This is a genomic window from Flavobacterium sp., assembly GCF_041911335.1.
Taxonomy (GTDB): domain Bacteria; phylum Bacteroidota; class Bacteroidia; order Flavobacteriales; family Flavobacteriaceae; genus Flavobacterium.
In genome coordinates, this window is record NZ_JAYRPD010000019.1 from 47,756 (window position 1) to 61,101 (window position 13,346).

7 protein-coding genes and 1 pseudogene are annotated in these 13,346 nt (G+C 33.1%); 5 read left to right on the top strand and 3 right to left on the bottom strand.

Annotated features, from left to right (window positions below; genetic code table 11):
- Nucleotides 1-28 precede the first annotated feature (28 nt).
- Nucleotides 29-412, bottom strand: coding sequence for a GxxExxY protein (locus tag ACE3PD_RS02240; RefSeq protein ID WP_374399123.1), 384 nt, complete (start codon nucleotides 410-412; stop codon nucleotides 29-31).
- 146 nt (nucleotides 413-558) lie between these two features.
- Complete coding sequence (locus ACE3PD_RS02245; RefSeq protein WP_111565848.1) at nucleotides 559-1,512, bottom strand: isopenicillin N synthase family oxygenase; 954 nt, start codon at nucleotides 1,510-1,512, stop codon at nucleotides 559-561.
- 313 nt (nucleotides 1,513-1,825) lie between these two features.
- On the opposite strand from ACE3PD_RS02245, the gene ACE3PD_RS02250 reads away from it, so the two are divergent.
- From ACE3PD_RS02250 to acs, 5 genes and pseudogenes are all read left to right on the top strand, one after another.
- Entirely contained in the window at nucleotides 1,826-3,802 is a 1,977-nt protein-coding gene (locus tag ACE3PD_RS02250; RefSeq protein WP_374399126.1) for a thiamine pyrophosphate-dependent enzyme, read from the top strand.
- 8 nt (nucleotides 3,803-3,810) lie between these two features.
- Nucleotides 3,811-3,975, top strand: a pseudogene (locus ACE3PD_RS02255) (response regulator transcription factor); the annotation flags it as partial.
- Nucleotides 3,976-4,268: 293 nt separating this feature from the next.
- On the top strand, nucleotides 4,269-6,938 hold the full coding sequence (locus ACE3PD_RS02260; RefSeq protein ID WP_374399128.1) for a tail fiber domain-containing protein: 2,670 nt from the start codon (nucleotides 4,269-4,271) through the stop codon (nucleotides 6,936-6,938).
- A gap of 198 nt (nucleotides 6,939-7,136) precedes the next feature.
- Nucleotides 7,137-9,032, top strand: coding sequence for an acetate--CoA ligase (locus tag ACE3PD_RS02265; RefSeq protein WP_374399130.1), 1,896 nt, complete (start codon nucleotides 7,137-7,139; stop codon nucleotides 9,030-9,032).
- Between the two features lie 199 nt (nucleotides 9,033-9,231).
- A complete protein-coding gene (acs, locus tag ACE3PD_RS02270; RefSeq protein ID WP_374399132.1) occupies nucleotides 9,232-11,139 on the top strand; it encodes an acetate--CoA ligase in 1,908 nt (635 codons plus the stop codon).
- 506 nt (nucleotides 11,140-11,645) lie between these two features.
- Here the strand turns inward: acs and ACE3PD_RS02275 are convergent.
- A complete protein-coding gene (locus ACE3PD_RS02275; RefSeq protein ID WP_374399137.1) occupies nucleotides 11,646-13,196 on the bottom strand; it encodes a hypothetical protein in 1,551 nt (516 codons plus the stop codon).
- Nucleotides 13,197-13,346 lie beyond the last annotated feature (150 nt).

Genomic DNA, 13,346 nt, shown 5'->3' on the forward strand with positions numbered 1-13,346 from the left:
AAACGGGTTTTTCGGATTACCGCTGATTTTATTTTCTGTAATTTTGAAATACTTTTCTACAAAACTCAGGTTTTTTTCCAAAGTTTAATAGAAGTCCTACTTCAATATTTGTACTTTTTAAATAATTAAGTAGTTGAAATTCATGAGCATCAGTAATTGATTCAGTAGCTTTTAATTCTAAAATTACTTTATCGTTTACTATTAAATCGGCATAATATTCTCCTACTTCAACATTCTTGTAATAAACTTTTATTTGCTTTTGAGATTCAACATCAAAGCCATTATTTTTTAATTCATTATATAATGCATTTTGATAAACTTTTTCAAGAAAACCATATCCAAGTTCATTATATACTTCATAAAACAATTTCAAAATTGAACCTGTTAACTCTTTGTGTAAAATACTACTCATAATTTTTATTATTAATCTGCGGTAATCCGAAAAACCCGTTTCATCCGCGTTCCATTGTGGCGTGTAAATGTTAATCTTTAAACAAAAAACCAAACCCCAATGTTACTTGGAATTTGGAATTTTATTTATTTGGAATGTGATTTCCTTTATTTCTTAATCAATCCTAATTCTACCAAACGTTCATGTAAGAATTCACCAGCGGTGATATCTTCATATAATTTTGGATTGTTTTCATCGATACATTCTGGTAAGCAATTTAAACTCATATCGCTTACTGGGTGCATGAAGAAAGGAATTGAATAACGAGAAGAACCCCACAATTCTCTAGGTGGATTTACCACTTGGTGAATTGTTGATTTCAACTTGTTGTTGGTGTGTCTTGATAACATATCACCTACGTTAATCATCAACTCGTCTGGTTGTGCCATAGCATCAATCCATTCGCCGTTGTGATTTTGTACTTGTAATCCTTTTCCTTGAGCTCCCATTAATAAGGTAATCAAGTTGATGTCACCATGTGCTGCTGCACGAACGGCACCGTCTTTAGGTTCGTCAGTAATAGGTGGGTAGTGGATTGGACGTAAAATACTGTTTCCGTCTTTGATGTATTTGTCAAAGTAGAATTCGTCTAATCCGATGTAAAGTGCTAACGCTCTTAACACATAAACACCTGTTTTTTCTAACATTTGGTACGCTTCTTTACCTACTTCATTAAATTTAGGTAATTCCGTTACTTCTACGTTATCTGGATATTCGCCAGCGTACTTTGAACCTTCGCTCACGTATTGTCCAAAATGCCAAAACTCTTTCAAATCTCCAGCAGAGCGACCTTTAGCATGTTCTTTACCGAAAGAAACATAACCACGTTGCCCGCCAATGCCTGGAATTTCGTATTTAGCTTTGGTTTCTAAAGGAAGTGAAAAGAAGTTTCTTACTTCTGAATACAATCCTTCAACTAATTTGTCATCTAAAAAATGACCTTTTAATGCTACGAAGCCGATTTCTTCGTAGGCTTTTCCGATTTCATTTACAAATTTTTGTTTACGTGCCGGATCATCCGACAGGAAATCACGTAAGTCAACACTAGGAATTTGTTGCATACTTAAGCTTTATTGTTAATAAATCAAATGGGCTTTAACCCAAGTAAATACAAAAGTAATTAAATATTTTAAATTCAAAAAAGTAAAGTTATTAACAATTGGGTGAAAGTGAATAGTGATTAGTGAAAAGTGATAAGTTGAAATTTAGCTTGAAGTAGTTTTACAAATCCTGAAATTAATTCTTAGTGTTAAAATTCAAATTTGAATTTGTTCTTGACCTTGACTTTGATTTTTTAACTTTCTTTTTTATAACAATTCGCTTTCAAAATGTTATTTTTATTACTTTTGAGCAAAATTTAATTGTTCCATCATCATGAACTTTGAAAGAAAAGAATTATCGAATTCGCAACTACTTGATTTATACAAGAAAATATTAAAACCGCGTTTGATTGAAGAGAAAATGTTGATTCTAATCCGTCAAGGAAAAGTATCGAAATGGTTCTCTGGAATTGGGCAAGAAGCTATTTCTGTAGGAATAACTTCGGTTTTGGATAAGGATGAATATATTTTACCAATGCACCGTAATTTGGGTGTATTCACTACAAGAGATATTCCGTTGCACCGTTTGTTTTCACAATGGCAAGGAAAGAAAAACGGATTTACAAAAGGACGCGATAGAAGTTTCCACTTTGGAACGCAAGAATATAAGATTATTGGAATGATTTCGCATTTAGGTCCTCAGTTAGGGATTGCAGACGGAATCGCTTTAGCTAATAAACTAAGAAAGAACGGAAAAGTAACCGCTGTATTTACAGGTGAAGGCGCAACTTCGGAAGGTGATTTTCACGAAGCATTAAACATTGCTGCTGTTTGGGAATTACCAGTTTTATTCGTGATTGAAAATAATGGTTACGGATTATCAACACCAACAAATGAGCAATACCGTTGTGAGAACTTAGCTGATAAAGGTGTTGGATATGGAATGGAAAGCCATGTTGTTGATGGTAACAATTTATTAGAAGTGTATCATTTGATTTCGGAATTAAAAGCTTCTATGGTTGAAAATCCGCGTCCAGTGTTGTTAGAGTTTAAAACATTCAGAATGCGTGGACATGAAGAGGCGAGTGGTACGAAATACGTTCCTCAAGAATTGATAGACATGTGGGCAGTGAAAGACCCAGTAGAAAATTATAGAAATTACTTAAAAGCTACAGCAGTTTTATCGGATGAAGATGATGACGCTATTAGAGCTGAAATTAAGAAAGAAATTGATACCGATTGGGCTAAAGTTCAGGAAGAACCAGAAATTGTAGCTTCTTTGGAAGAAGAATTAGGAGATGTTTATAAACCTTATGAATTTGAAGCATTTAATCCATCTTCTGAAGTAGAAAATATTCGTGTGATTGATGCGATTTCGAATGGTTTACGTCAGTCGATGGAACGCCATGAGAATTTAGTGATTATGGGACAAGATATCGCTGAATATGGTGGTGCTTTCAAAATTACAGACGGATTTGTGGCTCAATTTGGAAAAGAAAGAGTAAGAAATACACCAATCTGTGAAAGTGCTGTAGTTTCAGCGGCTAACGGATTATCAATAAACGGATATAAAGCGGTGATGGAAATGCAGTTTGCCGATTTCGTTTCCACCGGATTTAATCCAATTGTAAACTTACTAGCAAAACAACATTACAGATGGCAAGAAAAGTCGGATGTAGTGGTGCGTATGCCTTGTGGTGGTGGTACTCAAGCCGGACCTTTCCATTCACAAACTAACGAAGCTTGGTTTACCAAAACACCAGGGTTAAAAGTAGTGTATCCAGCATTTCCTTATGATGCAAAAGGATTATTAAATACTGCAATTAACGACCCAAATCCAGTATTATTCTTCGAACACAAGCAATTGTATAGAAGTGTGTATCAAGATGTACCAAAAGATTACTACACGTTACCTTTTGGGAAAGCTTCGTTAATTAAAGAAGGAACAGATGTTACGATTATTTCATTTGGAGCTGGAGTTCATTGGGCTTTAGAAACCTTAGCTAAAAATCCAGAAATTAAAGCAGACTTATTAGATTTAAGAACGTTACAACCAATGGATTGGGATGCGATTTACTCTTCAGTTAAGAAAACGAATAAAGTAATCATTTTACAAGAAGATACCTTGTTTGGTGGTGTAGCAAGCGATATTTCTGCTATGATTATGGAAAACTGTTTCGAATACTTAGACGCTCCAGTTAGAAGAGTTGGAAGTTTGGAATCAGCAATTCCTTTTATGAAAACGTTAGAAGATCAATATTTGCCAAAAGGTAGATTTGAAAAAGAATTAAAAGAGTTATTGGCTTATTAATTCCTAGAATCAAAACAAAAAAAAGACTACAACATACCAAAGTCATGTTCTTATCCGCAAAAAACAAAGAAAGCGATATTGAAAAAGGTTTAGAATTAGGTGCCGATGCTTACATGACAAAGCCGTTTTCGATTAAGAAAGTGGTGGAAAAAGTGGAGGAGTTATTATCATAAAATTTGGGCGTTACCACAAGGGTCGGGCTTTTCGCACTCGCTTTAATTAAAATCCTAAGGTATTTTAATTAAGAGCTCAAACAATTGCTACAATCCCTAACGCAAACCAGCTTTCAATTAGAAATTCTGTTTCCTCTTATTTCTATGTTCTAATTTCTATTTCTATCTATACCTATTTAGCAATATTAATTCATTTGGCATTATTTTATTTTCTAAGTTTACAAGAGAAAAAATAACATAAAATTAACTTTATTTTTTTTAATCATTATATTTGTATATTAATTTATGTAAATATGAAAAAAGTAATATTATTTCTGGGTTTATTAGCAAGCCCCACATTTGCACAAGTAGGTATTGGAACAACTTCACCAAATGCGGCATTAGATGTGTCATCTACAGATAACGGCTTGTTGATACCAAGAGTGGCTTTAACTGCTAGCAATGTAGCAAGTCCATTAACTTTACCAACTATTTCCGAATTAGTTTATAATACTGCAACAGCGGGTATATCCCCTAATAATGTAACCCCAGGTTATTATTACTGGGATGGTGCTAAATGGGTTCGGCTCCAAACTGGTGCAGGTACTAACAATTCGTGGTTAACTACTGGAAACACAGGAACTAATGCTTCAACTAATTTTTTAGGAACCATAGATGATATTGATTTAGTTTTTAAAAGAAACAACACACCATCAGGATTGTTAAATGATTCCAGAACTTCATTTGGATACAATTCTTTAAACCCAGCTTCAACAGGTTTAGGATTGGTAGCTATGGGTGTTTCATCATTAAGTGCAAATACCACAGGAAGTTATTTAACAGCAATAGGAAACGATGCGTTAAACAAAAACACAACAGGAAGTCAAAACACAGCTATTGGTACAGCGGCAATGCATAACAACACAACTGGTGAGTATAATTTTGCTTTAGGAAATGATGCTCTAAAACAAAATACATCGGGAAATTTTAATATTGGAATAGGAGTTGCAGCATTAACATCAAACACCATAGGAAATAGAAACATTGCCATTGGTAATGATGCCTTAAAGAGTAGTACAAATAGAAGTTATAATATAGGAATTGGAGAATCCGCATTAAAAAACAATACAGTTGGCCAATATAACATTGCCGTTGGAAGCAATTCGATGGAAAACAATTCTGGCTCAAGAAACAATGTATTGGGAAATTTTTCATTGAGAAATAATACTTCTGGGTCTGACAATACCGCAATTGGATACGAAGTATTATACAGTAACACAACAGGATATTCAAACTTTGCAGGAGGTTATCGTTCTTTGTTTTCTAATACTATAGGTGGAGGAAATATAGGTATTGGATATGAAGCCTTAACATCAAACACCACAGGAAATAGTAATGTTGCATTAGGTTATGAGTCGCTAAAAAACAATACTTCAGCTTATTCAAACATTGGAATTGGTTATCAAACTTTATTTTCTACAACAACAGGTGGAGGAAACATTGCATTAGGAGCAGAAGCTTTAAAAACAAATACCGTTGGTAGAGATAATATAGCATTAGGTTTAAATACATTAACTAAAAACATAAATGGAAATTACAATTTTGCAGCTGGTATGAATGCTTTATTAAACAATACTGCTTCAAACAACATAGCAATAGGTTACGTCTCACAAACTGCTAATACCACTGGATATAGCAACATCTCTTTAGGGTTTCAAACATTAATGGCAAACACAACAGGTTATAACAATACATCAATTGGTTATCAATCATTACTTAGAAACACAACAGGTTTTAACAACCTTGGTATAGGAAACGAAACTTTAGCTTTTAACACAACAGGACATAACAACATTGCTGTTGGTGATGAAGTTTTGTATAACAACACGACTGGTATACATAATATAGGTTTAGGAAACAATGTTTTATTTAGTAACACAACAGGTGAAAACAATATAGGTTTTGGTAGATTGGCTTTATATTCTAACACAACAGGAATGAATAACATTGCTATGAATTATAGATCTTTGTTTTTTAATACATCTGGAAGCAATAATATAGCCTTAGGTTTAGATGCATTACGATTTAACACTACAGGAAATATAAATATTGCATTAGGAAGCTATGCCTTAAACAGAAACACTGCAGGACAATCAAATATTGCAATGGGTGAAGAGAGTTTGTTTTACAACGAAACAGGGAATGACAATGTTAGTCATGGATATCGTTCTTTGTACAGTAACACAACTGGTTCACAAAACATTTCTCTTGGTACAAGATCCTTATATAGCAACACAACAGGATTTAATAATACCGCATTAGGAATATATGCTTTACGTACTAATCAAACAGGAAATGATAATATAGCTATTGGCACTAATGCTTTATATAACGCTACTAGTTCACAAAATGTTGCTGTTGGTAGAGACGCGCTTATTGGCGTCACAACAGGTCAAACAAATGTAGGTATTGGACAACAAGCCTTAAATTTAGTTACAACGGGTAGCAATAATATAGGTATTGGTTATAATGCACAAGTACCAGTTGCAACTAACTCAAATCAAGTACGAATTGGAGATACAAACATAACTTATGCAGGAATACAAGTAGGATGGACAACAACCTCAGATGAACGTTGGAAAGATAATATTCAACCTTCTAATTTAGGATTGAGCTTTATAAACCAACTAAAACCTGTGTCTTATACACGAAAAAATGATGTAAAAAAATCTGTAGAATACGGTTTTATTGCGCAAGAACTTCAAGCATCGTTGCAAAAATTTGGAGTAGAAAATGCAGGAATAATTAGTACCGATGATAATGGTATGTTAGGTGTACGCTATAATGATTTGTTAGCTCCTATGATATTAGCTACACAAGAACAACAAAAGCAAATTTTAGAACAACAAAAGCAAATTTTAGAACTTCAAAAATTGATTATAGAAATGAAAAAGAAGTTAGATTCTTTAAATGATAAATTCTAAATTGTTTTCTTAAAAAATTGTAAATGCTACGAGTTAATCGTAGCATTTTTTATTTAAGAGATTTTTGTGATATAAATTTTATACAAAAAAAATCAATATAGCTATTTATATACCTATTTAGCAACATTAATTCATTTGGCATTATTTTATTTTCTACATTTACTAAAGAAAATAAATCACATAAATTGAATAATACAAATGAATTATTGCGATATATATAATAAAAGCATCACTTCTTCTGAAGAATTCTGGAAAGAACAAGCGAATCAATTAGAATGGTATAATCAACCTTCCAACATTTTATCAACCGATAAAAATGGCTATCCTTTATGGTTTGCTGATGGAAATTTAAATGCTTGTTACCTTGCAGTTGATAAACACATTCAAGATGGCTATGGCGAACAAGTTGCTATCATCTACGATTCACCCGTTACACAAACTGTTAAAAAGTATACATTTAACGAAGTTAAAACCGAAGTTGCCAAACTAGCCGGAGGTTTATTATCGCTTGGTTTAGAAAAAGGCGACACTGCTGTGATTTACATGCCTATGATTCCACAAGCCGCATTCGCAATGTTAGCTTGCGCTCGAATAGGAGTAACACATTCGGTAGTTTTTGGAGGTTTTGCCCCACATGAATTAGCCATTCGTATCGATGATTGTGAACCAAAAGCTATTATAACCGCTTCATCAGGAATAGAAATCGACAGATTAATTGCTTATAAACCTTTAGTTGATGAAGCTATTGAATTAGCGAATCACAAACCTGAAAAAGTAGTGGTTTTCAATAGAAAATTAGGAGCTAGAGTTCCCTTTAAGAAACATGACGTCGATTATGATGCTTTAGTTTACGGTTCAGAAGAAACGCCTTGTGTTCCTGTAAATTCGACACATCCATTATATATTCTATACACTTCTGGAACCACTGGAAAACCAAAAGGAATTGTCAGAGATACAGGTGGTTATGCAACCGCACTTAAATTTTCCATGCAACATATTTACGATGCCAAAGAAGGTGATGTTTTTTGGGCAGCTTCTGATGTGGGTTGGGTTGTGGGTCATAGTTATATCGTTTACGGACCATTAATTAATAGAAATACTACTATTTTATTTGAAGGAAAACCTATCCGAACACCTGATGCGAGTACGTTTTGGCGAGTTATTGCGGAGCACAAAGTAAATATCATGTTTACGGCTCCAACAGCCATTCGTGCCATCAAAAAAGAAGATCCAAATGGAGAATTCATCAAACAATATGATTTAAGCAGTTTACGAATTCAGTTCTTAGCAGGAGAACGTTGTGATGTAGCGACTTTGGATTGGTATCGCGAACATATTCCAGTTCCTGCTATCGACCATTGGTGGCAAACAGAATCAGGTTGGCCCATGATTGCTAACATGATGGGAGTGGAATATTTACCAATAAAACCTGGGTCAGCCGGAAAAGCTGTGACAGGTTATGATATCCGAATTTTTGGAGAAAACGGACAAGAATTAGGCCCAAATGAAGAAGGTTACGTAGTTATCAAATTGCCTTTACCTCCAGGAACTTTATTGGATTTATGGAAAGATAACGAACGTTTCAAAGCAGGATATTTGAATAAATTCCCAGGTTATTATTTCTCTGGAGATGGTGGATATAAAGATGATGATGATTACATATACATTACAGGTCGAGTAGATGATGTTATCAACGTTGCAGGTCATCGACTTTCAACTGCGGAAATGGAAGAAATTGTGGCATCTCATCATTCGGTTGCAGAATGTGCTGTTATTGGAATAAATGATGAATTAAAAGGACAAATTCCTTTAGCATTAGTTGTTGCAAAATCCGGTGAAGATATAGAACATTTCCAATTGCAATATGAAGTAGTGCATTTGGTTAGAGAACAAATCGGTGCCGTTGCTTCATTGCGCGATGTAGTTGTGGTAAATCGTCTACCAAAAACACGTTCTGGAAAAATTCTTAGAAAAATGATGCGTAGCATAGCTGATGGCGAACAATTTCAAATTCCATCAACTATTGATGATGAAGCTATTATCGATGAAATCAGAGAAGTTTTAGAACATGCTAAAATTGGTTGTTTTAAATAGGATGTTCTAATTTTTTAACCACTAAGAACACAATGAAGGCACAAAGTTCACTAAGTTTTTTTGTTTCAATTTTGAATTTGATTTTTTTGACTTGAGCTTGATTTTGAAATTTTAACTATATCTATTTAGCAAAAAAATAATAAATTCTTAAAACGGATTGATTATATTTACATAATCAATTAAAAATAAAGCTAAAAAAATGAGTTACTATAAAATTAAAGACTTAGAGAATTATTTTAAAATGTATAAGAAATCGGTGCGCGAACCAAGAAAGTTTTGGGATCGTATTGCCGATGAGAATTTTACTTGGTATCAAAAATGGGACAAAGTTTTCGAATTTGATATGCAAGAAGCAGAATTCAAATGGTTTTTAAATGCAAAAGTAAACGTCACTAAAAACTGTATCGACAGACATTTAGCAAAACGTGGTGATAAAACTGCTATTATTTTTGAACCAAATGATCCAAGCGAAGCAGCACAACATATTTCGTACAATCAATTATATGTAAGAGTTTCGAAATTAGCTAATGTTTTACGTGAACAAGGAATTAAAAAAGGAGATAGAGTTTGTATTTATTTGCCTATGATTCCAGAATTAGCTGTAGCTGTTTTAGCTTGTGCTAGAATTGGAGCAATACATTCAGTTGTATTTGCTGGATTTTCTTCTTCTGCCGTTGCAGCTCGTATTAATGATAGCGAATGTAAGATGGTCATTACTTCAGATGGAAGTTACCGCGGAAATAAAGCTATCGATTTAAAAGGAATTGTAGACGAAGCTTTAGAGAAATGTCCAAGTGTTGAAACAGTTTTGGTTGTAAAAAGAACCAATACGGAAGTTAACATGAAAGAAGGAAGAGATTTATGGTTGCAACCTTTAATGGATGCTGCTGTTGGAAATAATGTAGCTGAAATTATGGATGCAGAAGATCCTTTATTTATATTGTATACATCAGGTTCAACAGGAAAACCTAAAGGAATGGTTCATTCGACAGCTGGTTATATGGTTTATACGGCTTACACTTTCAAAAATGTTTTCAATTACGAAGAGAATGATATTTATTGGTGTACAGCTGATATAGGTTGGATTACGGGGCACTCTTATATTTTATACGGTCCACTTTTAAATGGAGCAACTACGGTTATTTTTGAAGGAGTTCCATCTTATCCTGATTTCAGTAGATTTTGGGAAGTGATTGAAAAACATAATATTACGCAGTTTTATACAGCACCAACCGCTATTCGTGCTTTAGCAAAAGAAAGTATCGATTATGTACAAAGATTTCCATTAAGTTCTTTAAAAGTTATTGGTTCTGTAGGTGAGCCAATTAACGAAGAAGCTTGGCACTGGTACAACGATCACGTAGGAGGTAAGCGTTGTCCATTAGTAGATACATGGTGGCAAACCGAAACTGGAGGAATTATGATTTCGCCAATTCCGTTTGTAACACCAACAAAACCAACTTATGCATCATTACCATTACCTGGAATTCAACCGGTTTTAATGGATGAATTGCGTAATGAAATTGAAGGAAATCAAGTAACCGGTGCATTATGTGTTAAATTTCCTTGGCCTTCAATGGCTAGAACTATTTGGGGCGATCACCAACGTTATAAAGAAACCTATTTCACTGCTTTTCCAGGAAAATATTTCACAGGAGACGGTGCTTTACGTGATGAAGTAGGATATTACAGAATTACGGGTAGAGTAGATGATGTCATCATTGTTTCTGGACATAATTTAGGAACAGCTCCAATTGAAGATGCTATCAACGAACACCCAGCGGTTGCAGAAAGTGCAATTGTAGGTTTCCCTCATGATATCAAAGGAAATGCCCTTTATGGTTTCATTATCTTAAAAGAAACAGGTGAAGGTCGTGATAGAAACAACTTAGCAAAAGAGATTAATCAATTGATTTCTGATCAAATTGGTCCGATTGCGAAATTAGATAAAATACAGTTTGTAAGTGGTTTACCAAAAACACGTTCGGGTAAAATCATGAGAAGAATTTTAAGAAAGATTGCCGAAGGAGACTTCTCTAATTTTGGAGATATTTCCACTTTATTGAATCCTGAAATAGTGGAAGAAATTAAAAACGGCAAGCTCTAGTTTTTTAGTTTTATTGGTTAAAAACTGCTTCAGAAATGAGGCAGTTTTTTTTATGTAAATGATTTTTTATTTTTAAAAAACAAAAAGCATAACAGCAAATACGGGATAGTTGAAATTATTATTTTAAAATTAAAACTTACAATACCAACTATAAGAAACAAAAGTACAACAGTAGTTAAAGCTAAAATTCCAATAAAATTTAGTTTAGAATTGAAATTCTTGAAAATTATAGCGAGTAAAATTGAAATCTGTGAAATGAATTCAATTAATATAATTGGATGTGAAAAATTTTGCAAAAATTGATCTGTTTTAGAAAAGATTTCATATTGAGCTTGGAATACAAAAGAAGTATTATTTGGCCACTCTAAGTAGCAAAATTGGAAAGTTAAAAGTAAGCCTATGTTAATTAAGCGCTTCATTAAAAAAAAAATTATATTATAAAAAAAAATTAGCCTTAAATTAACATATTTAAGGCTAAATCAATAAATTGAATTATTAATACAATTTTATCTAACAAATTCTAATGAAATGAAAGTTCCGTTAGATAAAATGGTTACATTTCCATCACTTATAGATGAGTATAAAGATAAACTTTCCCAAGCATTTAAAGTCAAATAACGAGTTATAGAAACAGAAGTGTTTTCATTTGGATTTATTGAAAAATAGGAGCGAGTATTTGCCCATTCAGTACCCCAATTTGTTAAATAAAAATACCCGCTTACCAAACCAGCTGTAGCATTTTTTTGCAGATTAACATGATATGTAACTTTATATAAACCACTTTTTGTTACTTGAATATAATTACCACCATTACTCACATTTATATTTACATTTGAAGTACCTAATGCGATTTGACCAGAGTTTAAACTTGAATTACTGGTCTTTAATATTTCACCAATTGCTTGATCATCACCTAGGCTTTTCCAAGTAGCTTTTCCATTTGCATCAGAAGTTAGAACTTTTCCTAAACTTTGATTTCCATCTTGCAATTGAAATCCATTTGATGCTGTTGAAGAAACAATATGTAATTTAGCATTAGGACTGGAAGTTCCAACACCAACATTTGTACTCGTAGAAGAAGCATCTCCTAATACAATAGCATTGTTTTGTGATGTGGTAGCATTATATCCAATTGCTGTAGAATATAAACCACTAGATGTGGCTCCAAAACCTAACGCTGTTGCTCCAGTGTTTGAAGCATTAGTGCCAGAACCTAATGCAATTGTTCTACTTGAAGATGATACTGAATTAAATCCTAATGCAACAGAATTATCGCCACTCGCATGAGCCTTAGAGCCTATTGCAAAAGCTTCGTTAGCTGTAGTTGTGGCATAATATCCGATAGCTATAGAATTTGCTGCTAAAACTCCAGTTGAAGCAAAATTACCTATAGCTACTGAATTTGCCCCGTCTGTTTTTGTATTACTACCTAAAGCTAAAGATCTCCAACTGTTTGCCCAAGCACTAGAACCAAATGCATAAGATTCAGATGTTGCCGAATTTGCTCCATAACCAATTGCAAATGCATTTATATTTGAACCAATAGTATTTTCACCTAATTTTATACTTCCTCCAGGGTGAAAAGAACCTAATAAAGTTCCTCCTGCTTTTATATTAAATGGTTTATAATTATTAGTTCCAATGTAGTCGGTGTCAGAAATTGTATTACCTGTTAAACTCCAATAAGCTCCAGATACAGCACTATTATTTGTGGCTAATTGTAACCATTTACTACCATCCCAATAATAATATCCTGGAACAACATCATTAGGAGTTGTACCAGCAGTAGCGGTATTATAAACTATTGTGCTTTCTAAAATTGCTCCTCCCTGTGGATTTGTTACTGGTAATGCCACATTTTTCGAAGTTAAGGCTACACGAGGAATTATTAATCCTTGATTTGTTGCATTTATTTCTAATGCGGCTTTTGGAACAGTTGTTCCAATACCTACTTGTGAATATAAGTTAAAACTAAATGTAATAGAAAAAAGTAAAATAAAATGTTTGTAAAAACTTAAACTTTCAAAGTTTTTATTAAATAATAAATAATTAATCATGATTATAAGGATTTTTTGTATATATATTAATTAAAAATAAATAACTATGCAAATATTAGTACAATAATTCTTTAAATTACCTACAAATATAAGACTATTTATAAATAAAAAATATTAATTTTAAAAAATAGTTATTTTTTTGTTAAATTA

Coding starts and splice junctions, on each gene's coding strand:
- ACE3PD_RS02240 (WP_374399123.1), bottom strand. CDS start 412: ATGAGTAGTATTTTACACAAAGAGTTAACAGGTTCAATTTTGAAATTG.
- ACE3PD_RS02245 (WP_111565848.1), bottom strand. CDS start 1,512: ATGCAACAAATTCCTAGTGTTGACTTACGTGATTTCCTGTCGGATGAT.
- ACE3PD_RS02250 (WP_374399126.1), top strand. CDS start 1,826: ATGAACTTTGAAAGAAAAGAATTATCGAATTCGCAACTACTTGATTTA.
- ACE3PD_RS02260 (WP_374399128.1), top strand. CDS start 4,269: ATGAAAAAAGTAATATTATTTCTGGGTTTATTAGCAAGCCCCACATTT.
- ACE3PD_RS02265 (WP_374399130.1), top strand. CDS start 7,137: ATGAATTATTGCGATATATATAATAAAAGCATCACTTCTTCTGAAGAA.
- acs (WP_374399132.1), top strand. CDS start 9,232: ATGAGTTACTATAAAATTAAAGACTTAGAGAATTATTTTAAAATGTAT.
- ACE3PD_RS02275 (WP_374399137.1), bottom strand. CDS start 13,196: ATGATTAATTATTTATTATTTAATAAAAACTTTGAAAGTTTAAGTTTT.